This window comes from Streptomyces sp. NPDC006368 (assembly GCF_040612535.1).
Lineage (GTDB): Bacteria > Actinomycetota > Actinomycetes > Streptomycetales > Streptomycetaceae > Streptomyces.
Genome location: NZ_JBEXQK010000018.1, coordinates 95,393 through 119,733 on the forward strand (window position 1 = coordinate 95,393; position 24,341 = coordinate 119,733).

The following is a 24,341-nucleotide window of genomic DNA, read 5'->3' on the forward strand; positions in this document are numbered from 1 at the left end:
GCAGCGGCGTCAAGGAAGCGTTCCGGCCCGGCACCACGAAACTGATGACAAGTCAAGTGCTTTGTTTGGCCGAATGGTTACAAGCTTTGTCGAAACAGGACCGCGATCGTCCAGAGCGCTCTATAGTGATCGCCGATCAACGCCCCGTAGTCGGCCGCCGGTTCGGCCGTCGCGTGGCCTGCGCCCACCCCCCGCACAGAGGACCCATGACCACGACACCACCACCGGCCTGCCCGGCCCGTCCCCCGACGGGGACGGGGTGATGCCCGGCCACGACTTCCGGCCGGTGTACCACCCCGCGGGGCACGACACCGCACTGCGCGGCGTGGTGCAGGACCTGCGGACCGGACGCTGGGTCTCGATGGCCCAGCTGCTGGCCGACACCACCGGCTGGGCGCTGTGGACCCAGCGCACCCAGGTGCTCGCGGCCGTCGCCGCCGGCTCCGACGTCGTCCAGGCCTGGCGGGCGGAGGAGCCCCACAGCGTCGCGGCGACCGTGATGCACACCCGGGTCGCGGTCGAACGCGCCGTCAGGGCCCACCGCGAGGGGCACGCCCGCACCCGGGAGCTGTGGCAGTCCGCCTGGGAGGCCTGCCGGGACACGGCGCGCATCGCCCCCGCGGACCCGGTGCCCTGGGTGTGCCTGCTGGCCCTCGCCGTGCTCGACGAGGGCCAGCGCATGGAGGAGCACCGCATGCGCCCGCCCGGGCCGATGCTGCCGCCCGGCCCGTGGGGGCTGCTGGCGGAGGCGGACAAGCGCGACCCGCACAACCGCGAGGCCTACCACCGGATGCTGCAGTTCCTCTACGCGCGCACTCCCGGGGGCGCGCTGTCCGGCACCCGGTCCGGCACGCCGTCCGGTTCCCTCTCCGAGGCCGTCAACTTCGTCCAGTGGGCGGCGGGTTCGGCACCGCCCGGCTCCCCGCTGCACGTCCTGCCGCTGTACGTCAGGGTCGAGCGCTACCGCCGCGAGCGCGGCCAGGAGAAGGCGCTGGACCTGCACTGGGTTGCCGAGGACGCGACCCGGGACGCCCTGCGGGCCCTGCTCGCCTGGTTCGACCACACCGGCCCCGAGGCCGCGTCGCTGCTCGACCTCAACCACCTGGCGCACGCCCTGTGGGGAGCGCTGCGGTTCGACGACGCGGCCCCGGTCTTCGAGGCGCTCGGCCCGTACTACACCCCGCAGCCGTGGGCCCACCGCACCCCCGACCCGGGCAACCGGGCGCTGGCCGAGGAGGTGTTCGCGCGCGCCCGTACCCGGTGTCTGGGCGCGGCCCGCGCCCGCTGAACCCCGCCCGTACCCGGTGCCGGTCACCCCGGTCGTCCCGCACGCGCCACGGAACACCCCCGAACGTCCCCCTGCCATCACCACTCGGAGGTACCGCCATGTCCCGCACCCTATGGGCAGGCCCGGAGCAGAAGGCTCCGCCCATGGACGACGAGCAGCGGCTGAGGGAGCTCGGCTACCAGCCGGTCCTGGCCCGCCGCATGGGGAGCTTCGGCAACTTCGCCATCAGCTTCTCCGTCATCTCCATTCTGTCCGGCTGCATGACCCTGTACGGCTTCGGCCTCGGCACCGGCGGTCCGGCCGTGATGATGTGGGGCTGGGCGGGCGTCGGGCTGTTCGTCCTGTGCGTCGGGATGGCGCTCGCCGAGGTCACCAGCGCGTACCCCACCTCCGGGGCGCTGTACTACATGGCCGACCGGCTCGGTGGTCGCCGCTGGGGCTGGTACACCGGCTGGCTCAACCTCCTCGGACTGCTGGGCGCGATCGCCGGAATCGACTACGGCGCCGCGCTCTTCACCGGGGCCTTCCTCCATCTCCAGTTCGGCTTCGACCCCACCCCGGGCTCCACCTTCGTCATCTTCCTCTGCGTCCTGCTGCTGCACGCGGTGCTGAACCTCTTCGGCGTCCGCCTGGTCAGCGTCCTCAACTCGATCAGCGTGTGGTGGCACCTGGGCGGTGTCGCCGTGATCGTCGGCGCCCTGGCGCTGGTGCCGGACCGCCACCAGTCGGCGCGGTTCGTGTTCACGGAGTTCGTCAACGACACGGGCTGGGCCAACCCGCTCTACGTGGCCGCCCTCGGCCTGCTCCTCGCCCAGTACACCTTCTCCGGTTACGACGCCTCCGCCCACCTCTCCGAGGAGACGTCCAACGCGTCCGTCTCGGCCGCCAAGGGCATCGTCCGGGCGATCTGGGTCTCCTGGCTCGCCGGTTTCGCGCTGCTCGCCGGGCTGACCTTCGCGATCCAGGACTACGCCGGTACGCAGAACAGCGCCACCGGGGTGCCGCCCGCGCAGATCCTGCTCGACGCGCTGGGCACCGGCGCCGCCGGCACCCTCCTGCTGGTGGTCATCGTGGCCCAGCTGTTCTGCGGCAACGCCGAGGTGGCCGCCGCGAGCCGTATGGTGTTCGCCTTCAGCCGGGACAACGCGCTGCCCGGCTCGGCGCTCTGGCGCAAGGTGAGCAGCCGCACCCAGACCCCGGCCAACGCCGTGTGGCTGTCGGTCGCGGTCGCCGGACTGCTCGCCGTTCCCTCGCTGTACTCCGCGACCGCCTACGGCGCGGTCACCGCCATCAACGTCATCGGCATCACGCCCGCGTACGCCATCCCGATCTTCCTGCGGCTGCGCGCGGGCCGTCGCTTCCAGCCGGGCCCCTGGTCCCTGGGCCGCTGGAGCAGGCCGATCGGCTGGATCGCGGTGGTCTGGGTGGCGGTGGTCACCGTGCTCTTCTGCCTGCCCCAGAAGTCGCCGGTGACCATCGACTCGATGAACTACGCCGTGATCGCGCTCGTGGTGGTGCTGGTCCTGGCCACGGTGTGGTGGTACGTCGCCCGCCGCTCCTACGGCACCCCGGCGCCCTACGGGAACGCGCGCGAGCAGGCGGAGATCTCCGAGGGCATCGTCTGACGCCCGCCGGTCCTCAGCTGGTGAACTCGTACGTCCACGAGGCGGAATCCGGCGCGAAACGGATGTCCGTCAGCTCCAGCACATGACCGTGCTGGTCGCGCACCTCCCGGTGGACGCTGAGGCACGCGCCGCTCGCCGGGCCGCGGCCGACGCCGATCGACTCGCGCCGCGTCAGCCGCAGCCCGGCCCGGTGCATCCAGTGGTACAGCAGCCGCAGGTCGGGCCGGTGCGGCCAGGTGTCCGCCCGCCGGTAGCGGGCCAGTTCGGGCACCTCGGCCACCGCGTACCGGGAGAAGCGGGACAGGGCCTGCCGGTGGACGGGCGTGCCGTCGGCGCCCAGGAGCCGGTGGCGGTGGACGAGCGCCTGCTCGCCGGGCAGCAGGCCCAGCCGCTCGGCGAGCTCCGGCGGGGCGGCCTCCCAGGCGAGCCCGGTCTCGGCGGTCGCGTCGGGGGAGCCGGGGCCGCACGGGAAGTCCAGCAGGCCGGGCGCGAGGACCGGCTTGGCGGCCTGCGGCCCGGGCAGGGCGGCGAAAGTGCCCCGCCGTTCGGTGACGACGAGCCGCTCGTCCCGCAGCAGTTGGAGAGCGCTGCGCACGGTCTGCCGGTTCACCTGGAAGCGGTGCACCAGGGACCGCTCGGACGGCAGCCGGCTGCCGGGTGCGATGCGGTGGTGGGCGAGGTCGTCGCGCAGGGCGGCGGCGACCTGGAGGTAGAGCGGGAGAGCGGGCGCCTGGGGCTCAGCCATGTTCAACCCTCAATTTCCTTAGCTCAGCGTAGTTGGATGTGCCGTGTCGGTGACCAATCCCTATCATTGGTCTAAACCTTTAGGAAGAGCCCGTCCGGCACTTTGCCGCACTCTGGCCGAAACCGGATTCGTCGGTGAATTCGCCGGGTACTCGGCCCGCACCCCGCAGGACCCCGGTGAAGGGACACGCACGATGAGGGCCGTGACTTGGCAGGGAAAGCGCGACGTGCGCCTGGAGACGGTGCCCGACCCGAGGATCGAACAGCCGACGGACGCGGTCATCAGGGTCACCTCGACCGGGCTGTGCGGCTCCGATCTGCACCTCTACGAGGTGCTGACGCCGTACATGACCCCCGGCGATGTCCTCGGGCACGAGCCCATGGGCATCGTGGAGGAGGTGGGCGCGGGCGTCATCGCCCTCAAGCCCGGCGACCGGGTGGTCGTGCCCTTCCAGATCGCCTGCGGTCACTGCTGGATGTGCGCCGCGGGCCTGACGACCCAGTGCGAGACCACCCAGGTCACCGAGGAGGGCATGGGCGCCGCGCTGTTCGGCTACTCCAGGCTCTACGGCTCGGTCCCCGGCGGCCAGGCCGAGTACCTGCGCGTGCCGCAGGCCCACTACGGCCCCATCAAGGTCCCCGAAGGCCCGCCGGACGACCGCTTCCTCTACCTCTCCGACGTCCTGCCGACGGCCTGGCAGGCCGTCCGGTACGCCGACATCCCGCCGGGCGGCTCCGTCGCCGTCCTGGGGCTCGGCCCCATCGGCGACATGTGCTGCCGCATCGCCCTCCACCAGGGCGCCGCCCAGGTGATCGGCGTCGACCTGGTGGCGGAGCGCCTCCAGCGCGCCCACGCCCGTGGCGTCGAGGTCTTCGACCTGACCGACCACGACAGCCGGGACGAACTCGTCGACGCCATCAGGACCCGCACCAAGGGCCGCGGCCCCGACGCCGTCATCGACGCCGTCGGCACCGAGGCCCACGGCAGCCCGATCGCCCGCGCCCAGCAGCAGGCGGCCGGCCTGCTCCCCCGGGCGTGGGCGGCCAAGCTGCACCAGAAGGCGGGCGCCGACCGGCTGGCCGCGCTGTACCTGGCCATCGACCTCGTACGGCGGGGCGGCACCATCTCGCTCAGCGGCGTCTACGGCGGCGCGGCCGACCCGCTGCCGATGATGACCCTGTTCGACAAGCAGATCCAGCTGCGCATGGGCCAGGCCAACGTCCGGCGCTGGGTCGGCGACATCCTGCCCCTCCTCACCGACGAGGACCCCCTCGGCGTGGACGACTTCGCCACGCACCGCCTCCCGCTGGCCGACGCCCCGCACGCGTACAAGATGTTCCAGCACAAGGAGGACGGCGTGGTGAAGGTGATCATGCATCCCTGACGGAACGTCAGCCGTCGGGCGTCTCCCGCCACATCGGCGGACCGGCCGGGGTGTCCGGCACCGGACCGAGGAGCACGGCGCGGGCGACCCGCGGCGCGAACAGCACGGACACCGGGTTGACCAGCGCGAGGACGGAACGGAACGCCTCGCCGACCACCGGATCGCCGGTGTACCGCGCCTGGACGCGCCCGAGGTACCAGGTGGCGGGCCGGTCGGCCGGGCTCGACCGCACCGCGTTGCCGACCGCGCCCGGCATGCCCTTGTCCGACCCGGCGGAGATGTCCCACGCCTGCCGGGAGGCGTCCAGCAGCGCCCGCTGGACGCGGCGCGTCGTCGGTGTCCGGCGCGGATCGGCGAGCGCGTCCCGCAGCGCCACCGCGGCGATCGCGGCGACGGCCATGCCCTGGCCGTAGATCGGGTTGAAGGCGCACAGCGCGTCACCGGTGGCGAGGAAACCGGCGGGGCGGCGCCCCGGGCGGTCGTAGCGCCGGCGGACGTTGGCCGTTCCGCGGAAGCCGTGGACACCGGACACGGGCTCGGCCTTCGCCAGCCACTCGCGCACCACCGGGTGCGGCAGCCGGCTCGCGAACTCCTCGAACCCGGCCTCGTCCGCGGGCGGCGCGTCACCGCGCAGCCCGGACAGCGTCACCAGGTGGAGCCCCTCCTCGACCGGCATGATCACGCCGCCGTAGGTCTGCGCGGGGTTGGGCACGACGAAGTAGCCGAGGCAGTCCGTGCCCTCGCCCGCCATGGGGTTGCGGTACAGCCGGGTCGCGTACCCGAGGCCGGTCTCGATGGTCTCCTCGTGCGGCGGCTCGGCGCCGATCGCCGCCAGCCACTCCGGCGCCCGCGACCCGCGGCCCGAGGCGTCCACGACCAGGTCCGCCTCCAGCTCGCGCGGCTCCTTGCCCCTGCCGGCGCCCCGCGAGCGCAGCAGCACCCCGCGCACGCGCGCCGCGTCACCGGTCAGCCCGACCGCTTCGGTGCCCTCCAGCGTCCCGATCCTGGGGTCGGCCAGCACCCGGCGGCGGATCAGCTGCTCCAGCCGGGGGCGGGTGCCGGTGAAGAGGGGCGAGGTGGCGGCGGTGCGCCGGAACCACGTGCCGCCCTGCCACTGCACCACGTCCTCGGGCATGCCGACCACCGGCGCCCCCTGCGCGCGCAGCTCGTCGACCGCACCGGGCAGCAGTTTCTCCAGCGCCCGCTGCCCGCCCTCCAGCAGGACGTGCGTGTGCCGGCCCTGCGGCACCCCCGGGCGGGGCTCCGGCTCGTGGGGAAAGCGGTCCCGCTCCACCACGGTCACCCGCTGCGCGTGGTCGGCGAGCACCCGCGCCGCGAGCAGCCCGGCGACGCTGCCGCCGATCACCACCGCGTGCCGTGCCCTGCCGTTGTCCCCGTGCACGGTACCCAACTCGTCGGCCATACCCGCCCCTTCACGTCGCGGTCCTAGGACCGCCCAGTATCCACGGCGGATTGGGGCAGATCACGCGCGCCGAGCCGCAAGTGCTCGATGTGGTACACGGCTTCGTCGAGGAGCTGGGCCACATGGTTGTCGTACAGGCTGTACTCGATCCGCCGGCCCTGACGCGTACCGGTGACCAGGCCCAGCGCGCGCAGCAGGCGCAGCTGGTGGGAGACCGCGGACTGCTCCATGGCGACCGACTCGGCGAGCTCCGTCACGCCGCAGGGCCCCTGGCGCAGCCGGGTGAGGATCATCAGCCGGGAGGGCGTGGCGAGGGCCTGGAGCGTGGCGGCGATGGTGGCCGCGGACTCCGCGTCGAGGCGCGCTGCGGGGGTCGTCTCACCGTGCACTCCGTGTCCCATGCAGGTCATCGTAGCCGCGTGCGCACACGTACAGATGAAGAGCTCTTCATGTATTCGGGTATGGTGGGGCCGTACTCGCCGTCCGCCCCTCTGGAGAGGTGCCCCCATGGCTTCCCCGGTGCTCGACGCCGACCGGTCCGCGTCCCGGTCGACGGCCCCGTCCGCCGCCCCGCCCCCGCCCCGCCGGACCAGGCTCTTCGACCTGCCCGAGGTCCGCTGGGCCGGGCTGTCCGCCGCCGCCTTCCTCGCCGCGTTCCCGCTCGACCTAGCGGGCGCGCCCGCCTGGGCCTGGGGCCCGCTCTACGCCCTCTGCTACGCCGCGGGCGGCTGGGAGCCCGGCTGGGCCGGCGTCCAGGCCCTGCGCGAGAAGTCCCTCGACGTCGACCTCCTGATGGTCGTCGCGGCGATCGGCGCCGCCGCGATCGGGCAGTTCCTCGACGGCGGGCTGCTCATCGTCATCTTCGCCGTGTCCGGCGCCCTGGAGGCCCTCGCCACCCGCCGCACCGCCGACTCCGTGCGCGGCCTGCTGGACCTGGCGCCCGCGAAGGCGGTACGGCTCACCGGCTCCACCGAGCAGCCGGTGGACGTGGCCGACCTGCGGGTCGGCGACACCGTGCTCGTACGCCCGGGGGAGCGGCTGCCCGCCGACGGCACCGTCCTCGACGGGGCGAGCGACGTCGACCAGGCCACCATCACCGGCGAACCGCTGCCCGTGCCCAAGGCGCCCGGCGACGAGGTCTTCGCGGGCACCCTCAACGGCACCGGGGTGCTGCGCGTACGCGTCGACAGGGACGCCTCCGCCTCCGTCATCGCCCGGATCGTCGCCCTGGTCGAGGAGGCCAGTGCGACGAAGGCCCCCACCCAGCTCTTCATCGAGAAGATCGAGCAGCGCTACTCGGTGGGCGTGGTCGTGGCGACCCTCGCGCTGTTCACCGTGCCGCTCGCCTTCGGCGCGGAGCTCACCGGGACACTGCTGCGGGCCATGACGTTCATGATCGTCGCCTCGCCGTGCGCCGTGGTCCTCGCCACCATGCCCCCGCTGCTCTCCGCGATCGCCAACGCGGGCCGGCACGGCGTCCTCGTCAAGTCCGCGGTGGTCATGGAGCGGCTCGGCCAGGTCGACCGGGTCGCCCTGGACAAGACCGGCACCCTGACCGAGGGAACGCCGCGCGTGGCCGAGATCCGGCTGCTCGCCGATGCCCCGGGGGAGCCGGAGGTGCTGTCGCAGGCCGCCGCCGCCGAGCTGCCCAGCGAACACCCCCTGGCGCGCGCGGTGGTGGCCGCGGCCCGTGAGCGTGGCCTGCCGGTGCCCACGGCCGCGGAGTTCACCTCGGCGCCCGGGCACGGCGTACGGGCCGTCGTCGACGGCCGCGTGGTCACCGTCGGCCGCCCGGCCGCCGCCCCCGCCGACGAGGCCCGGGGCGCCGCCGCGGCCGTCGGCGAACTCCAGGCCGCCGGGCGTACCGCCGTCGTCGTCACCGTCGACGGCACGGCCGTCGCCGTCCTGGGCATCGCCAACCGGCTGCGCGAGGGCGCCCCGGCCGCCGTCGCGGCGCTCGGCCGGCTCAGCGGGGCCGAGCCGACGCTGCTGACCGGCGACAACGAGCCCGCGGCGCGGCGCGTCGCCGCCGAGGTCGGCATCACCGACGTACGGGCGGGACTGCTGCCCGAGGACAAGGTGGCCGCCGTACGGGAGTGGGAGCGCGCCGGGGAGCGCACCCTCGTCGTCGGTGACGGCGTGAACGACGCCCCCGCCCTCGCCGCCGCGCACAGCGGCATCGCGATGGGCCGCGCCGGTTCCGACCTGGCCCTGGAGACCGCCGACGCCGTCGTCGTACGCGACGAACTGGCCACCGTCCCGGCGGTGGTGGCGCTCTCCCGGCGCGCCCGCCGGCTCGTCGTGCAGAACCTGGTGATCGCCGGGGTCTGCATCGGCGCCCTCGTCGTCTGGGACCTGGCCGGGCACCTGCCGCTGCCGCTCGGTGTGGCCGGCCACGAGGGCTCCACGGTCCTGGTCGGCCTCAACGGGCTGCGGCTGCTGCGCGAGTCGGCCTGGCGCAAGGCGCTCGCCTAGGTTCGGCGTCCGGTCGATCCCTGACCGTCCGCGGGTTCGTGCGCGCAGGCGTCGTCCGTCCCGTGCACGTCCCAGGCCGGGAAGGGGTCGGCCCACGGGCCGGTCTCGCCCGCCGTGACCAGGCAGCCGTCCAGTGCCCGGTGCAGCGCGTCCGGGCGCAGCGCGGTGCCGATGAAGACCAGCTCCTGGCCCTGGCCGCCGTCCTCCCGGCTGCCGGACGGCTCGAACCGGGCGACCGTGCCGGCCTGGGACCACAGCCCGGTCACCCGGTCGCGGCCGGCCAGCCAGAAGAACCCTTTGGAGCGCAGGACCCGGCCGAACTCCCCGCTGTCGAGGCGCTCGGTGACGAACCGCCACAGCCGCTCCGGGTGGAAGGCCCGGTCGGGGGCGCGGAAGACGGTCGAGGAGATGCCGTACTCCTCGGTCTCCGGTACGTGGTCGCCGTTGAGCTCCCTCACCCAGCCGGGCGCCTGCTGCGCGCGCTCCAGGTCGAACAGGCCCGTGCCGAGGACGTCGCCGAGGCGCACCCGGCCGCGTACGGCGGTGACGACCCGGGCGGCGGGGTTGAGGCGGCTGACGGCGGCCGTCAGCCGCGCCGCGTCGTCCTCGCCCACCAGGTCCAGCTTGTTGACGACGATGACGTCGGCGAACTCGATCTGGTCCATCAGCAGGTCGCTGACCGTCCGCTCGTCGTCCTCGTACTGGTCCAGGCCGCGCTCCGCGAGCCCGTCGCCGCCCGCCAGCTCGGGCAGGAAGTTGGCCGCGTCGACGACCGTCACCATGGTGTCGAGCCGGGCCAGGTCGCCGAGCGTCGCGCCGTCGTCGCGCGGGAAGGCGAAGGTCGCGGCGACCGGCATCGGCTCTGAGACGCCGCTGGACTCGATCAGCAGATGGTCGAACCGGCCCTCGCGGGCCAGCCGGTCCACCTCCTCCAGGAGGTCGTCCCGCAGGGTGCAGCAGATGCACCCGTTGGTCATCTCGACCAGCCGCTCCTCGGTCCGGGAGAGGGCCGCCTCGCCGCCGCGGACCAGGGCGGCGTCGATGTTGACCTCGCTCATGTCGTTGACGATCACGGCGACCCGCATCCCCTCCCGGTTGCTCAGGACGTGGTTGAGCAGGGTGGTCTTCCCGGCACCGAGGAAGCCGGAGAGGACCGTGACCGGAAGGCGGGAGTCGGTGGCCGCCGGGGCTGCCACGGTCACGCCGGTCGCCGTGGTCGTCGTCATCGCGCTCAGCCCTCCGGGCGGATCAGGCCGCGCTCGTACGCCTTCACCAGGCGCTGCGGGACCCGGTGGACGGAGCCGTCGACCGTGACGGGCACCAGCTGGGGCGTGGACGCCTTCCACTGGGCGCGGCGGTGGCGGGTGTTGGAGCGGGACATCTTCCGCTTGGGTACGGCCATGACTGCGGGACCTCCATCGTCGGTACGGTGGCGGCCACGCTACATGAAAATGATTACCGTTAACAAAGCGGGGGTGGTCACCGTTCGCGGTCGAACTCCGCCAGCGCCTCCGTCAGCCACGCCGTCCAGAACCGCTCCAGCTCGATCCCCCCGCGCAGCACCAGGTGCCGCAGCCGGTCCGCCCGCGCGTCCCGCTCCGGCGGGAACTGCCGCCTCTCCATCCCCAGGTACTCCTCCAACTGCGCCTGATGCAGCGCCAGGTGGCGGCGCAGCTCCACCTCCATGCCCTCCGTGCCGACCACCGCCGCCGCGCGCAGCCGCAGCAGCAGCGCGTCCCGGATGGGCTTGGGGTCCTCACTCCGGCGCACCCAGTCCGTCAGCTCCGCGCGGCCCGCGGGCAAGACCTCGTACTCCTTCTTCTGCCCACGGGCCGGCGCCTGGGAGGGCAGGGCCCGGATGTGCCCCGCCTGTTCCAGTTTTCCCAGCTCGCGGTAGATCTGCTGATGCGTGGCCGACCAGAAGTAGCCGATCGACCGGTCGAAGCGCCGGGTCAGTTCCAGACCCGAGGACGGCTTCTCGAGCAGAGCGGTGAGGATCGCGTGCGGGAGTGACATGACCGCATCCTAGGGACGGGCGCTCACAGCGTCGCCGCCAGCCGTGTCCCCTGGTCGATCGCGCGCTTGGCGTCCAGCTCCGCCGCCACGTCGGCGCCCCCGATGAGGTGCACCGACGCCCCGGCCGAGACGAGCGCGTCGTACAGCTCGCGCCGCGGCTCCTGGCCCGTGCACAGCACCACCGTGTCGACCGGTACGGTGCGGGCCTCGCCGTCCACGGTGATGTGCAGGCCCTCGTCGTCGATCCGGTCGTACGACGCGCCCGCGACCATGGTCACGCCCCGGTGCTTGAGCTCGGTGCGGTGGATCCACCCCGTCGTCCTGCCGAGGCCGGCCCCGACCTTGGACGTCTTGCGCTGGAGCAGGTGCACGGTGCGCGGCGGCCGCGGGCGCTCGGGCGCGCGCAGCCCGCCGCGCCCGGCGTAGGACGTGTCGACGCCCCACTGCCGGAAGTACGTCTCGGGGTCCTGGCTCGCGCCCTCGCCGCCGTCCGTGAGGAACTCCGCCACGTCGAAGCCGATCCCGCCCGCGCCGATGATCGCGACGCGCTCACCGACCGGTGCGCCGTCCCGGAGCACGTCCAGGTAGCTGACCACGCTCGCGTGGTCGACGCCCTCGATGGCGGGGGTGCGCGGGGTGACACCGGTCGCGATGACGACCTCGTCGTAGCCGCTCAGCAGCTCGGCGGTGGCGCGCGTACCCAGCTTCACATCGACGCCGCGCAGGTCGAGTTGCGTACGGAAGTAGCGCAGCGTCTCGTTGAACTCCTCCTTGCCCGGCACGCGCTTGGCGACGTTCAGCTGTCCGCCGATCTCGTCGGCCGCGTCGAACAGCGTGACGTCATGGCCGCGTTCGGCGGCGGAGACGGAGCAGGCGAGCCCGGCCGGGCCGGCGCCGACCACCGCGACGCGCTTGCGCAGCCGGGTGGGGGAGAGGACCAGCTCGGTCTCGTGGCAGGCGCGCGGATTGACCAGGCAGGAGGTGATCTTCCCGCTGAAGGTGTGGTCCAGGCACGCCTGGTTGCAGCCGATGCAGGTGTTGATGGTCTCCGGCCGGCCGGCCGCGGCCTTCGCGACGAAGTCCGGGTCGGCGAGGAAGGGCCGGGCCATCGACACCATGTCGGCGCGGCCCTCCGCCAGCAGCCGCTCGGCGACTTCGGGGGTGTTGATGCGGTTGCTGGTGATCAGGGGTACGGAAACCGCGCCCATGAGCTTCTCGGTGACCCAGGTGTACGCGCCGCGCGGCACCGAGGTGGCGATGGTGGGGATACGGGCCTCGTGCCAGCCGATGCCCGTGTTGATCATCGTCGCACCGGCCGCCTCGATCTCCTCGGCGAGCGCGACGACCTCCTCCAGGGTCGATCCGCCCGGCACCAGGTCCAGCATGGAGAGCCGGTAGATCAGGATGAAGTCGTCGCCGAGCCGCTCGCGGGTGCGGCGGACGATCTCCAGCGGGAAGCGCACCCGGTTCTCGTACGAGCCGCCCCACCGGTCGGCTCGGTGGTTGGTCGCGGCCGCGATGAACTCGTTGATCAGGTAACCCTCGGAGCCCATGATCTCGACGCCGTCGTACCCGGCCGACCGGGCCAGCTCGGCGGCGCGCACGTAGTCCTCGATCGTCTGCTCGACCTCGGCGTCGGTCAGCTCGTTCGGTACGAAGGGGCTGATCGGCGCCTGGATCGCGCTCGGCGCGACCAGGTCGCGGTGGTAGGCGTACCGGCCGAAGTGCAGGATCTGCATCGCGATGCGCCCGCCGGCCGCGTGCACCGCGTCCGTCACGGCGCGGTGCTTCGCGGCCTCCTCCTCGGTGGTGAGCTTGGCCCCGCCCTCGTACGGCCGCCCGGCCTCGTTCGGCGCGATGCCCCCGGTCACGATCAGCCCGACGCCGCCGCGGGCGCGTTCGGCGTAGAAGGCCGCCATGCGCGCGAAGCCGTTCTCGGCCTCCTCCAGCCCGACGTGCATCGACCCCATGAGGACCCGGTTGGGCAGGGTCGTGAACCCCAGGTCCAGCGGGCTGAGCAGATGCGGGTACGGGGTCGGGGGCCGGGTCGCAGTCATGGGGCGCCTCCTCGCGCGATGTCGTCGCCCCAGTTGTAGACGACGCCGGACGCCTTGTGCAACAAGTTGCATAAAGATCGGGGGGTGACCTGCGCTACGTACGGCCACAGCCCTTCGCGCAGACGACAGCCTCGAACCACCTGGACTCCATGGACTCCATGGCCTCCAAGGCCTCCGTACAGGAGCCAGGCTCGCCGCCGCCGCCACCACCGCCGCGGGCGGTCGGCGAAGCCCCTACGTGCCCCGCACCGCCGTCGCCCACCGCTCCAGTTCCTCCGCCGTACGCGGCCCCGGGGCGTCCGCGCCCAGCAGGCCGTGGGCGCGAAGCACGTTCGTCACCGCCATCCCCCAAGGGCGGCGCAGCCGGGCCGCGTCCAGCAGGGTGCCGTCCGCCAGCAGGTCGGCGACCGGGCCGGTGCGCAGCCCGTCCGGGGTCAGCACCGCCGCGTCGTCCGCCCACCGCAGCGCGAGGTCCACGTCGTGCGTGGCCATCACGACCGTCGTCCCGGACGCGCGCAGCCGGTCCAGCACGTCGAGGAGCCGTTCCTGACCGTGCGGGTCCAGGCCCGCCGTCGGCTCGTCCAGGATCAGCACCCGGGGCCGCATCGCGACCGCGCCCGCGATGGCCGCCCGCTTGCGCTGCCCGTACGACAGCAGGTGCGTCGGCCGGTCCTCGAGCGCCGTGATGTCCAGCGCCTCCAGGGCTTCGCGCACCCGCTCCCGTACCTCCGCCTCCGCCAGCCCCAGGTTCATCGGCCCGAACGACACGTCCTGCCCCACCGACGCGGCGAACAACTGGTCGTCGGGGTCCTGCACGACCAGCTGCACCGTCGTCCGCAGCCGGGTCAGCCCCCTCCTGTCGTACGACACGTCCTCGCCGCGCAGCCGCAGCCGGCCGCTCGCGCATCGCAGGCCGCCGCTCAGCAGCCGCAGCATCGTCGTCTTGCCGCTGCCGTTGCGGCCCAGCAGGGCGATCGCACGCCCCTCCGGTACGGCGAAGTCGATGCCCGACAGCACGGCGGGGCCGTCCTCGTACGCGTATCCCGCACCGATGAGTTCCACGACGGCGTCACGATTCACGGCAGGAACCTTTCGAGTACGAGGGTGAGGGCGACGAGCCCCGTGAGCAGCGCCCCGGTCAGACCCAGGAACCGCCGGTCCACCGCGGCCCCGGGCACCAGCACGCGCAGCGTGCCGTCGTAACCGCGCCCGGCCAGCCCCGTCTGGAGCCGCGCCGCCCGGTCGAAGGCGCGCACGAACGCCGTCGCGCCCAGGCCCGCCAGCGACCGCCAGGTGGCCGCCCGGCTCGTCAGCCCCAGCCGCGCCGCCTGCGCCTGTCGGATCCGCCGCACCGCGTCCAGCAGCAGGAAGGCGATCCGGTACATCACGAGCGCCACGTCGACGACCGGCGCGGGCACCCCTGCCCGTACGAGGCGCGGCAGCACGTCGGAGACCGGCGTCGTGAAGGCGAACAGCAGCACCCCGAGCGAGGCCGCCGACGTCCGCAGCAGCAACTGCCCCGCCTGCGCCGGCCCGTCCGGCGCGAGCGTCACGAAGCCGCCCGCCCCGCCCACCTGGAACAGCAGCGGAACCGCGCCCGTCACACAGAACCCGAGCGGGACGCGCCACGCCCGCCACAGCTGCCGCGGCGCGACGTCCGCCGGGCCGAGCAGGACGGCCAGGGAGGCGCCGGCCACCAGCACCGCGCCGGGCCACGGCGGCAGGCACACCGCCAGGAGCGTCAGGCCGAAGCCCAGCACCGCCTTCTCACACGGGTGACGGCGGCGCCAGCGACTGCTGTGCGCCGCCACATCGATGGGCAGCATCCGCGGCTACTCGCCGCGGCCGGGGTCCCGCGCGCCGGCGAGCGCCCGCTCCTCGCCCTGCCGGCGTCCCCGGCGCAGACCGAAGTAGTACGCCAGCACGCCGGCACCCAGCGCGGCCTGCAGGGAGAACAGCGCCGACTCGATCTCACCCGAGGGCGGCTCGTACAGCGGGCTGAACCACGGCTTGTAGTCGGGGTGCGTCTCGGTGATCGCCGTCTCGGCCTGGGCGTCGGCCCCGGTGAACGGCTCCTCCTTGTGGTCGCCCATCCCCAGCGCCAGCGGCAGGACGGCCAGCGCCACGACGACCAGAAGCAGCAGCGCGTTGATCCTGGCGTTACGGCTCATCACGCCACGGCCTCCTTCTTCTCGCCCTTGCGGCCGCCCCGGAGGAGCACCCCGAGCCGGGTCAGTTCACCCTTGCTGGACTGGATCAGCAGCCGCATCACCAGGACCGTGAGCAGGCCCTCGCTGACCGCCAGCGGCACCTGCGTGACCGCGAAGATGGAGCCGAACTTGCCCAGCGCCCCGAGGAAACCGCTGCTCGGGTCGGGGAAGGCCAGCGCCAGCTGCACGCTGGTGACGCAGTACGTGGACAGGTCGGCCACGAACGCCCCGAAGAACACGCTCACCATCAGCGGTACTCCGAAGCGGCGCAGCAGCCAGTACACGCCGAAGCCGGCCCAGGGGCCGACGACCGCCATGGAGAAGGCGTTGGCGCCCAGCGTGGTCAGCCCCCCGTGCGCCAGCAAAAGAGCCTGGAACAGCAGCGTGATGGTGCCGAGCACCGCCATGATCGGCGGCCGGAACAGAATCGCGCCCAGGCCCGTGCCGGTCGGATGCGAGCAGCTGCCCGTCACCGACGGCAGTTTCAGGGCGGAAAGGACGAAGGTGAAGGCACCGGACGCGCCGAGCAGAAGAGTCGACTCGGGATGGGCCTTGACCTCCCGGCTCAGGGCCCGCACACCGTGGACGACGAAGGGGGCGGCCGCGACGCTCCAGGCGGCCGCGTGAGCAGGGGGCAGATAGCCCTCGGCGATATGCATGACGGGGAGACCCTCTCCAGCACCTCGTGGATGGACAACGCGCCCTGGCCGGTCTCCTGGCTGACGGGTCATGCCGCCGCGACTCCGCCTTCCCGGACACCGCGGTCTCCCGCGGCGTTCCAGTGGCTTCCCGAAGGATGGAGCCGGACTTCCCGATCACAGTGGCGAGGGCCGCACCGGTACCGCACCGGTTTCCCGTACACCAAGGCCCTGCGACACTAGTGCGTTGACCAGGTACATCACAACCCGCGCACCGGCGCACCGCCCGGCTCCACCCCGTGGCCGCGCCTCACTCCTTGCGATAGCCGTACGCCTCGGACGCGGCGGCCACCACCGCGTCCAGGTCCCCGCCGGCCGACGCGGTGACCACCGCGGCCACCGCGCCCTCCACGAACGGCGCGTCCACCAGTCGCGTGGCGTCGGGAAGTTCGTCGCCCTCCGCGAGCAGCGCCTTCACCGTCAGTACGGCGCTGCCGAGGTCCACGAGGACGGCCACGCCCGCCCCGCCGTCGACGGAGGCCGCCGCTTCGGCGATGAGCTCGGCGCTGGTACCGAGCCCGCCGTCCGGGGTCCCGCCCGCCGCGGCGACGGGCGCGGTGGGTCCGCCACCCGCCAGGCCCCGGGCCAGTTCGGCGACGGAGGCGGCGACCGCCGCGCTGTGCGAGACCAGCACGATGCCGACCGGCGCGCTCACCGCGTCCCCGCTCACCGGGCCGCCTCCGCCAGTGCCGCGATCAGCAGCGCCGAGGACGTGGCGCCGGGGTCCTGATGCCCGACACTGCGCTCACCGAGGTAGCTGGCCCTGCCCTTGCGGGCCTGCATCGGCACGGTCGCGCGGGCGCCCTCCTCGGCCGCCCGCGCGGCTGCCGCGAACGCCGCCCCGGGCGATCCGGCGGCCGACTCGGCGGGCGGCTCACCGGCGGGCGACCCGCCCTCCTGCCCGTCGGCCGCCGCGCCCATCGCCTCGACGGCCGGCTCCAGCGCGTCCAGCATCGTCTTGTCCCCGGCCTTCGCCCCGCCGAGCCGGGCCACGGCGGCCACACCCCCGCGCAGCGCCTCGGCCAGCTGCCCCGCCGTCACCTCCGGGGAATCACCGAGGGCCTTGCCGGCGCGCCGCAGCAGCGTCCCGTACAGCGGCCCCGACGCGCCGCCCACCGTCGAGATCAGCTGCCGTCCCGCGAGCATGAGCACCGCCCCGGGGGCGGCCGGATCCTCCGTGTCCAGGGTCGCGACCACCGCGGCGAAGCCGCGCTGCAGGTTCGCCCCGTGATCCGCGTCACCGATCGCCGAGTCCAGCTCGGTCAGCCGGTCCGCCTCACGGTCGACGGCCGCTGCCGTCGCCGTCATCCAGCGCCGGAAGAAGTCCGTGTCCAGCGTCACCGCGGTCACCGCCCCCACCGCAGAGCCGCGGTTCGCACCGGGGCGTCCCACAGACGCAGCAGCTCCTCGTCCGCCTGGCACAGGGTGACCGAGCAGCCGGCCATGTCCAGTGACGTCACATAGTTGCCGACGAGCGTACGGGCCACCGGTACGCCCCGCTCGCCCAGCACCCGGTGCACCTCGGCGTTGAACCCGTACAGCTCCAGCAGGGGAGTCGCGCCCATTCCGTTGACCAGCACGAGCACCGGTCCGCCCGGCCGCAGATCCTCCAGTACCGCGTCCACCGCGACGTCGGCGATCTCCCCCGACGTCATCATGGGCCGCCGCTCCCGCCCGGGCTCACCGTGGATGCCGATGCCCAACTCCAGTTCGCCCGGCGGCAGGTCGAACGTCGGACTTCCCTTCGCGGGGGTGGTGACCGCGCTCAGAGCGACCCCGAAACTGCGCGAACTCGCGTTGACCCGCCGGGCGATCGCCTCCACCCGCTCCAGCGGCGCGCCCTCCTCGGCCGCCGCGCCCGCGATCTTCTCCACGAACAGCGTGGCCCCGGTGCCGCGCCGCCCCGCGGTGTACGTACTGTCCGCCACGGCCACATCGTCGTCGACCAGCACCCTGGCGACCTGCACGCCCTCGTCCTCGGCGAGCTCCGCGGCCATCTCGAAGTTCAGGACGTCCCCGGTGTAGTTCTTGACGACGAACAGCACCCCCTGGCCGCTGTCCACGGCGGCGGCCGCCCGCACCATCTGGTCCGGCACGGGGCTGGTGAACACCTCACCGGGACAGGCCGCCGTCAGCATCCCGGGCCCCACGAACCCGGCGTGCAACGGCTCATGTCCCGAACCGCCGCCGGAGACCAGCGCCACTTTCCCGGCGACGGGAGCGTCCCGCCGTACGACGATCCGGTGCTCCACATCGACGGTGAGTTCGGGATGCGCCGCCGCGAGCCCGCGCAGGGCGTCGGCGACGACGGTCTCGGGGACATTGATGAGCATTCTCAACGTATCTCCCAGCAGGTATTTCGAGGAGCCCTGAACAGGGTTTTCACGACCGGGCTGATGGGGCGTCAGGTGCTGTCGGTGGCGTGGTGGTCGGTCGGCCAGGGTTCAGTATCGGGGTAGCGGCGGCCGTGTGCATGCCCCCTTGGTCGCGTGTTCTGTGTCCGACGCGTCGAGGGCGGGGGCACGGCCCGGGTGGCGCCCCGCCATGCTCACCGCCAGGGCCTGACCGCGATCGGAGCGTGGCCGGGGCGGCGGCCCGTCGCTTGGCGCCCTCGGGACCCTGGGGACCCTCGGGCCCGTCGGCAGACGAGGAGCCGGTCGGCCGGGGCCGGCATGAACCGCAACCGGTGGGGCACTCGCAGCCGCGTCGTCGTCATGCCCCCGGACCGCCTGCCGCCCGCGATCCGCTCCGCCGGGACCCGCCGTGCGGTGTCTCCCGGGGTGATCTCCCGTACGGTCCCGGTCGAAGCTCCGGCCAGGAGGAACCGTTATGAATCGGATTCTGCTCACCGGGTGGTTCAGCTTCCTCCATGGCGAGGTCACGGCCGGGGACGAACTGGCCCTGCGGCGGGTGGAGAGCCTGCTGGACCGTGAGGGGCTGCCGTACGACACCGTGTGGAGTCCGGCGTACCGACCGCGGGAGCTCCATCTCGAAGCCGTCTCCCCGGGCAGGTACGGGACCTTGGTGTTCATCTGCGGACCGCTGCACGGCCCGGACATCGAGCGGCTGCACGACCGGTTCGCCCACTGCCTGCGTATCGCCGTGGGCACGAGCGTGGTGGAGCCCGGGGCTCCGGCGGTGACCGGCTTCCACCACGTCCTGGCCCGCAGCGGTGGCCTCGGACCACCGGTGGTCGACCTCGCCGCCTCGGCGGCCACCACGGGCCGGCCGCCCGTGGCCGGCGTCATCCTCACGCAGGGGCAGAGGGAGTACGGCCTCCGCCGTCGGCACGGCGCGATCACCGACGCCCTCCAGGGCTGGCTGTCGGAGAGGGACATCGCGCGGATCCCGCTCGACACGCGGCTGGCCAACCGGGACCCGCAGCACTTCGACACGCCGGAGCAGTTGATGGCCGCGCTGTCGCGGCTCGACGCCGTGATCACCAACCGGTTGCACGGGCTGCTGCTGGCGCTCCGCGCGGGCACCCCCGTTCTCGCGGTGGATCCCGTGCGGGGTGGCGCCAAGGTGACCGCGCAGGCCCGGGCCTGCCAGTGGCCCGCCGTCGTACCGGCCGAGGAGGCGGGTCCCGCCGCTTTCGACCACTGGTGGACCTGGTGTCTCGACCAGGGCCGCGCGCAGGCCGCCGAACGCCGCCGCCGGTTCCTGGACGAGCCCGACAACCGGCTCACCGATCCGCTCCTCACCCTGCTCAAGCAGGTGAGCGACGGCCACAGGGGTGCGCAGGCCCGGCACACACCGCCTCGCTGAGCCGAGGCCGAACCGGCCGGCCGGGGCCCCGGAGGTCCGCCACTGCGGGCGGCCCCCGTGCGGCGGAGGGGGACAACGCCGAGTGGCACGGTGGAACCGCCTCCGGGCAATGGCGCCCGCAGGACGAGCCGCGCCGGATGCGCATCGACCGACTGCGCGACCTTGCCCACGAACAGGGGATCGGTGGCGTTTCCTCCCCGCGCGGACAGGAGCTCGCCGACGCCCTCAGCGGCAAGGAGAACCAGCCGTCAGTGCCGGGGCTGATCGATGAGCCGGTCAGTCGAGGGGGAGGGTGAGGGACGGCAGGCCGGCGGCAGCACCCGTCCGTACCGCTTCGACGACGGCCTCGTGCAGGCGTCGGCTCTCCTCCTCGGTCCGGCAGGGCACAGGGCTGCCCGCCATGGTGAACCAGTCCGAGGCCCCGCTGTACTGGACGGCGACCTGGGCCTGATCATCCGCCCAGGTCGTGTGCACGGCCAGCTCGCCGGTGATGACACCCGCCTCGACGGTGTTCACCCCGCCTCGGCCGGTGAACACCGCAGCTGTGGTCCAGGAAGCCCAACCCATGTATTCCAGCGTCGTACCTCCGGCGCGCGAGCGCCACCGCACCGGTCGCGACCGGGCTGACCTGCCGGGACGCGCCACCTGGCGCTCACCACGCGTCACCGCCCGAACTCCGTACGCTCCCGGCCCCGGCCGCCGGACCGGTCACAGCAGCAGCGTCACGGAGGCACCCCAGAGCACGGACAGGACGAGGAGGAGCGGCCCCAGGGGCATGCCCTGTTCCGCCGGAGTGGCGTTCCGGTCCGGGCGCAGTTCCGGGCACCGGCTCATGGCGCGGATGCCGTCGACCGCCCGGTCGGCGACGGGGACGCGGCCGAACCGCCGGGTGAGCCACGCCCAGCCGGTGGGGGAGAGGTTCACGTCCCGGCCCTCCGACAGGGCGAGGCGGATGCCGTCCTCGGCATGGCGGACGGAGACGATCCGCTCCCACGGCACCCGGCGCACCCGCCAGGCACCGGCCACCCACAGTCCTTCGCGGTCCGCGGTGATCCGCCAGTTGAGCGCGGTCGGTACGGCGTTGACCAGCCACAGCAGGCCCAGTGCGAGGAACGGCCAGTGCCAGGAGAATCCGTCGCTCAGGGACGCCCACAAACCGCCGCCCTGGACGATCAGGAGGACGAGCCCGACCGCCCGTGAGCCGAAGTCGGCCGACCAGGACAGGGGAGCGGTCACCGGCGCCATGCCCGCGGTGATCTCCTCGACCGTACGCTGCCCCGGGTGGTGCCGTCCGCCGCTTCCGGGGACGGCGGGCCGGACCGGACTGACGCTGCACTCCGCCATGGGTTCGTCCCCCTCCATCGCGACGAAGGCAACCTCCGAACCGGCGTGGGGCGCCCCGTACAGGACGGCCTCGCGCAGTGGCGGCGGAGGATCGGTGCCCTTGAGCACGGCGGCGATGTCCTTGATCACTTTCGCCGCGTCCTCTCCGTCCTCTCCGTCCTCTCCGTCCTCTCCACCCTCTCCGTCCTCGCCTTCCGGGAGGCCGTCGTCCTCTTCCACCTCGTCGTCCATCGGGGGCAGCGAGTAGAAATGCAGGATGGGCTGCCCGGCCGCAGGGTCATCGGCCGCGTACACCCACGTCCGGCCGTCCTCGTGGCCTTCCCGGACCAGCACCCGCAGCACGGGCAGCGGTTCGCGGCGCATCCGGGCCGAACGCCGGCGGCCGTCCACGCCGTTGCCGAGGACCGCGAGCCCCACCACCCCGGCGCCGACCACCAGGAGCTCCCAGCCCGTGGTGTCGTACGGCTCCGCCACCAGCCGTACCCACGCGCCGTCGACCAGGAGGTCCACCGTGTCGCCGACCGGATGGTCCTCCGGGGCGAGCGTCTCGACGGTGCGGGTGCCGCCGCGGGGGAGCGCCACCGTCAGGACGGACGTGTCCTCGTGTTCCTCGTGGGCGACGACCTCGGCGCGGATCGGCGTGGCGCGCGCCGCGTGTTCCTCGTACGCGCCGACCTCCTGCCGGGCCTGCCAGAAGCCGAAGACGGCGACCGCCAGCGCCGCCGACGCCAGCAGGAAGGAGAACCGGCCGCGCCGGAACCGTACGGCCGTCGCGGGCAGCGGATGCCGTGCCGGTCCCGCCGCGTGTTCCGCCAGGGCGCGCTGCCGGCGAGCCGCCGACCGGCGGTGGAGCAGGGTTCCCTCGGCGTACCCGACGGCGAAGAGCAGGGCGAGGCCCGCCGGCTCCAGCAGTTCCGGGCCCGCGTCGACGACGACCGCGAGGGTGACCACGGCGAGGCCCGGCACGGCGAGCGCCGGCTGCCGCCACAACCAGTACAGGCTCACCAGCCCCAGCGCGGCGAGGGCCACCGCCGGCCAGTCGGCGCCGCACGGCTCGGTCGCGGTGCACGGCGCGGCGGGAGCGTCGACCAGGGACCACACCAGGGTGACGACGACAGCGAGGGTGGGCCACAGCGGATGCGCCCACCGGGCGGGGGCGGCCGCGAGCCATCGGCGGGCGTCCGCCGAGCGCCAGGTGAGAGCTCCCGCGGGTATGTGGTCCGCGGGCAGGGGCACGGTGTTCATGCGCACATGATGGACGGGCCGTCCGCCCCCCGGACGGGCGGGGCCCGCGTATCGCCCACGCCCCGCCGCCGCCACCCACCAGCGGGAACGGCGGGCAGCGGACCGCGGCCGAGCGCACCACGGAACGGCCGTCGGTCATCCTGGCGGCGAACGGCCCACTCGCCGGCGAATCCCGTCCGATGGTCAGCGTGTCCCGATGTGACGCTCCGTAAGCGGAGGTTAGCTTCGGTGTCCCCGATACGGGCCGGACCCGCCTTCCGCGCCGCACCGGCACGTTCGGGTCCGGGCCGAGGCGCCCGCCGGGCGGCAGCCCCGGCGGGCGGGACCCCTCGGCCACTGCGGCGACCCGGCTTCGCCGGCACCGACCCTGACGTCCCGTTATGGGACCCCGACCCCGGAGAGTGCAGATGCCTCACGCCGTCATCGTCGGCGTCGACGAGACACCCGCGAGCATGGTGGCCGCGGACTGGGCCGCCGGCGAAGCGCTGAGCCGGGGCCGGCCGCTGCGCCTGCTGCACGTGTGGAGCCCCGACGCCGACGCGGTCACACCGGTGTCGGACAGCGACTCACAGCGGCACGCGGCGGAGCGCCTGCTGCACGCCGTGGCCGGACACGTCCACCGCCGCCACCCCGATCTCCCGACCGAGATGTCGCAACTCTCCGGCAGCCCGGTCGAGGTGCTGTGCGACGCGAGCGCCGACGCGGAGCTGCTGGTGCTCGGCACCCGCGGGCTCGGCGGCGTGGCCGGGCTCGTGGCCGGTTCGGTCTCGCAGGCCGTGCTGGCGCGCGTCCGGCGACCCGTCGTCGTGGTCCGGGCCCCCGCCCCCACCGGCGCCGCGCGGGCCGGGGAGGGGGACGTGGTGCTCGGGCTGGACACCGCACGGCCGCACGGTGACGTGCCGGCCTTCGCCTTCGACTGCGCGGAGCGGTACGGCTGCGGCGTGCGGCTCGTCGCCGAGGGCGCCGTACGGGATGAGTCGGAGCTCGACGACCTCCTCGCGCCGTGGAGCGAACGGCACCCGGGCGTGCCGGTCACGCGCCATCTCGCGCGGGGGCGGCCCGCTCCCGCTCTGGCCGAGGCCTCGCGGGGCGCGCGGCTGCTCGTGGTGGGCCTCAGGAGACGCCGCCTGCCGTGGGGCGCGCACGTCGGCCCCACGGTCCATGGCGTGTTGCGCGACGCGCACGCCCCGGTCGCGGTCGTACCGCACGACTGACGCACCTCCCCGAGACGACGGGTGACGGGCGACAGGTGATGGGCGAGGGGGACGCGCGGCGGGCCACGGCAGGGGAATAGCCGCGTCCGGCGGCGAAGTTGACAAGGGGCGACACGAGAGCGGCGAACGTCTGGAGGCACCCCATGAGGATCGGCATCATCGGCGCGGGCAACATCGGAGGCAACCTCACCCGGCGGCTCACCGCGCTCGGCCACGACGTGTCCGTGGCCAATTCGCGCGGCCCGCACACGCTGACCGCGCTCGCCGAGGAGACCGGTGCCACACCCGTCACCGCGGCCGAGGCGGCGCGCGGCGCCGACGTCGTGGTGGTGACCGTGCCGCTCAAGGCCGTACCGGACCTGCCGAGCGGGCTGCTCGACGGGGCCCGCGAGGGCGTCGCCGTCATCGACACCGGCAACTACTACCCCCGGGAGCGCGACGGGCGGATCGCCGCCATCGAGGACGGCATGACCGAGAGCCGCTGGACCGAGCGGCAGATCGGCCACCCGGTCGTCAAGGCGTTCAACGGCACCTACGCCCAGGACATCATCGACGGTCCGAGCCCCGCCGGACATCCGGAACGCCAGGCGCTGCCGGTCGCCGGGGACGACGAGGCGGCCAAGAAGACGGTCCGCGCCCTCATCGACGAGCTGGGCTTCGACACCGTCGACGCCAGCGGTATCGACGAGTCGTGGCGCCAGCAGCCCGGCACGCCCGTCTACGGCCTGCGAGCCGGGACGGCGGAGGTCACCAAGGCCCTCGCCGAGGCGTCCCCGGAGGTCTTCGCGGGTCGGTACGAGCTGATCGACCCGATCGGGCGAGGTGGTGTGGGTGCCGTACGTGGATCGG

General features: G+C 73.7%; 23 protein-coding genes and 1 riboswitch. Of the genes, 7 read left to right on the forward strand and 16 right to left on the reverse strand.

All coding sequences use genetic code 11. The features are described from left to right. The first annotated feature begins 262 nt into the window (after positions 1-262). Together ABZZ38_RS16350 and ABZZ38_RS16355 are read left to right on the forward strand one after the other, a co-directional pair. Positions 263-1,288: a hypothetical protein gene (locus ABZZ38_RS16350; protein WP_356740037.1), complete on the forward strand. Its 1,026-nt coding sequence runs from the start codon at positions 263-265 to the stop codon at positions 1,286-1,288. A 98-nt stretch (positions 1,289-1,386) separates the two neighbouring features. After that, the gene (locus ABZZ38_RS16355; protein WP_356740039.1) at positions 1,387-2,913 is read left to right on the forward strand and encodes an amino acid permease; all 1,527 of its coding nucleotides are present in this window, start codon (positions 1,387-1,389) and stop codon (positions 2,911-2,913) included. 13 nt (positions 2,914-2,926) lie between these two features. On the opposite strand, the gene ABZZ38_RS16360 is transcribed toward ABZZ38_RS16355, so the two are convergent. Continuing rightward, positions 2,927-3,658, reverse strand: a complete 732-nt coding sequence (locus ABZZ38_RS16360; protein ID WP_356740041.1) for a GntR family transcriptional regulator — start codon at positions 3,656-3,658, stop codon at positions 2,927-2,929. Between the two features lie 193 nt (positions 3,659-3,851). Between ABZZ38_RS16360 and ABZZ38_RS16365 the strand changes: the two genes are divergently transcribed. Continuing rightward, the gene (locus tag ABZZ38_RS16365) at positions 3,852-5,042 is read left to right on the forward strand and encodes a zinc-dependent alcohol dehydrogenase (RefSeq protein ID WP_356740043.1); all 1,191 of its coding nucleotides are present in this window, start codon (positions 3,852-3,854) and stop codon (positions 5,040-5,042) included. A gap of 7 nt (positions 5,043-5,049) precedes the next feature. On the opposite strand, the gene ABZZ38_RS16370 is transcribed toward ABZZ38_RS16365, so the two are convergent. Then, positions 5,050-6,465 carry an FAD-dependent monooxygenase gene (locus ABZZ38_RS16370; RefSeq protein ID WP_356740045.1) on the reverse strand — a complete coding sequence of 472 codons (1,416 nt, stop codon included), beginning with the start codon at positions 6,463-6,465 and terminating at the stop codon, positions 5,050-5,052. Positions 6,466-6,488: 23 nt separating this feature from the next. Beyond that, positions 6,489-6,866, reverse strand: coding sequence for a metalloregulator ArsR/SmtB family transcription factor (locus ABZZ38_RS16375; RefSeq protein ID WP_356740047.1), 378 nt, complete (start codon positions 6,864-6,866; stop codon positions 6,489-6,491). Between the two features lie 106 nt (positions 6,867-6,972). Here ABZZ38_RS16375 and ABZZ38_RS16380 point away from each other — a divergent pair, with 106 nt between their 5' ends. Continuing rightward, on the forward strand, positions 6,973-8,940 hold the full coding sequence (locus ABZZ38_RS16380) for a heavy metal translocating P-type ATPase (protein ID WP_356740049.1): 1,968 nt from the start codon (positions 6,973-6,975) through the stop codon (positions 8,938-8,940). On the opposite strand, the gene ABZZ38_RS16385 is transcribed toward ABZZ38_RS16380, so the two are convergent. The 11 genes from ABZZ38_RS16385 to dhaK form a co-directional block, all read right to left on the reverse strand. Beyond that, a complete protein-coding gene (locus ABZZ38_RS16385; RefSeq protein WP_356740051.1) occupies positions 8,937-10,166 on the reverse strand; it encodes a GTP-binding protein in 1,230 nt (409 codons plus the stop codon). The genes ABZZ38_RS16380 and ABZZ38_RS16385 overlap by 4 nt on opposite strands. A 5-nt stretch (positions 10,167-10,171) precedes the next feature. Continuing rightward, positions 10,172-10,342: a 50S ribosomal protein L32 gene (gene rpmF / locus ABZZ38_RS16390; protein ID WP_356740053.1), complete on the reverse strand. Its 171-nt coding sequence runs from the start codon at positions 10,340-10,342 to the stop codon at positions 10,172-10,174. 77 nt (positions 10,343-10,419) lie between these two features. After that, complete coding sequence (locus ABZZ38_RS16395) at positions 10,420-10,956, reverse strand: PadR family transcriptional regulator (RefSeq protein ID WP_356740055.1); 537 nt, start codon at positions 10,954-10,956, stop codon at positions 10,420-10,422. 23 nt (positions 10,957-10,979) lie between these two features. Further along, positions 10,980-13,013 (reverse strand): NADPH-dependent 2,4-dienoyl-CoA reductase, encoded by a 2,034-nt coding sequence (locus ABZZ38_RS16400; protein WP_356740057.1) that lies wholly within the window; start codon positions 13,011-13,013, stop codon positions 10,980-10,982. Between the two features lie 234 nt (positions 13,014-13,247). Next, a complete protein-coding gene (locus ABZZ38_RS16405; protein WP_356740059.1) occupies positions 13,248-14,093 on the reverse strand; it encodes an ATP-binding cassette domain-containing protein in 846 nt (281 codons plus the stop codon). Then, on the reverse strand, positions 14,090-14,839 hold the full coding sequence (gene cbiQ, locus ABZZ38_RS16410) for a cobalt ECF transporter T component CbiQ (RefSeq protein ID WP_356740061.1): 750 nt from the start codon (positions 14,837-14,839) through the stop codon (positions 14,090-14,092). The genes ABZZ38_RS16405 and cbiQ overlap by 4 nt, the downstream gene beginning before the upstream one ends. 6 nt (positions 14,840-14,845) lie before the next feature. Beyond that, on the reverse strand, positions 14,846-15,184 hold the full coding sequence (locus tag ABZZ38_RS16415) for an energy-coupling factor ABC transporter substrate-binding protein (protein ID WP_356740063.1): 339 nt from the start codon (positions 15,182-15,184) through the stop codon (positions 14,846-14,848). Then, complete coding sequence (locus ABZZ38_RS16420; protein ID WP_356740065.1) at positions 15,184-15,882, reverse strand: energy-coupling factor ABC transporter permease; 699 nt, start codon at positions 15,880-15,882, stop codon at positions 15,184-15,186. Before ABZZ38_RS16420 ends, ABZZ38_RS16415 begins: the two co-directional genes overlap by 1 nt. 28 nt (positions 15,883-15,910) lie before the next feature. Further along, positions 15,911-16,132: riboswitch (cobalamin riboswitch) on the reverse strand. 39 nt (positions 16,133-16,171) lie between these two features. Then, complete coding sequence (dhaM, locus tag ABZZ38_RS16425; protein WP_356740067.1) at positions 16,172-16,591, reverse strand: dihydroxyacetone kinase phosphoryl donor subunit DhaM; 420 nt, start codon at positions 16,589-16,591, stop codon at positions 16,172-16,174. Then, positions 16,588-17,229 (reverse strand): dihydroxyacetone kinase subunit DhaL, encoded by a 642-nt coding sequence (gene dhaL / locus ABZZ38_RS16430; protein ID WP_356740091.1) that lies wholly within the window; start codon positions 17,227-17,229, stop codon positions 16,588-16,590. The genes dhaM and dhaL overlap by 4 nt, the downstream gene beginning before the upstream one ends. Before the next feature lie 38 nt (positions 17,230-17,267). Beyond that, a complete protein-coding gene (dhaK, locus tag ABZZ38_RS16435) occupies positions 17,268-18,260 on the reverse strand; it encodes a dihydroxyacetone kinase subunit DhaK (protein ID WP_356740069.1) in 993 nt (330 codons plus the stop codon). Between the two features lie 490 nt (positions 18,261-18,750). Between dhaK and ABZZ38_RS16440 the strand changes: the two genes are divergently transcribed. Next, a complete protein-coding gene (locus tag ABZZ38_RS16440) occupies positions 18,751-19,689 on the forward strand; it encodes a polysaccharide pyruvyl transferase family protein (protein WP_356740071.1) in 939 nt (312 codons plus the stop codon). A gap of 276 nt (positions 19,690-19,965) precedes the next feature. On the opposite strand, the gene ABZZ38_RS16445 is transcribed toward ABZZ38_RS16440, so the two are convergent. Beyond that, entirely contained in the window at positions 19,966-20,256 is a 291-nt protein-coding gene (locus ABZZ38_RS16445) for a hypothetical protein (RefSeq protein ID WP_356740073.1), read from the reverse strand. Positions 20,257-20,397: 141 nt separating this feature from the next. Next, the gene (locus ABZZ38_RS16450; RefSeq protein WP_356740075.1) at positions 20,398-22,278 is read right to left on the reverse strand and encodes a hypothetical protein; all 1,881 of its coding nucleotides are present in this window, start codon (positions 22,276-22,278) and stop codon (positions 20,398-20,400) included. Positions 22,279-22,685: 407 nt separating this feature from the next. On the opposite strand from ABZZ38_RS16450, the gene ABZZ38_RS16455 reads away from it, so the two are divergent. Both ABZZ38_RS16455 and ABZZ38_RS16460 read left to right on the forward strand, forming a co-directional pair. Further along, a complete protein-coding gene (locus tag ABZZ38_RS16455) occupies positions 22,686-23,492 on the forward strand; it encodes a universal stress protein (protein ID WP_356740077.1) in 807 nt (268 codons plus the stop codon). Between the two features lie 143 nt (positions 23,493-23,635). Beyond that, the coding region (locus tag ABZZ38_RS16460) for an NAD(P)-binding domain-containing protein (RefSeq protein WP_356740079.1) at positions 23,636-24,341 on the forward strand (706 nt) is incomplete at its 3' end.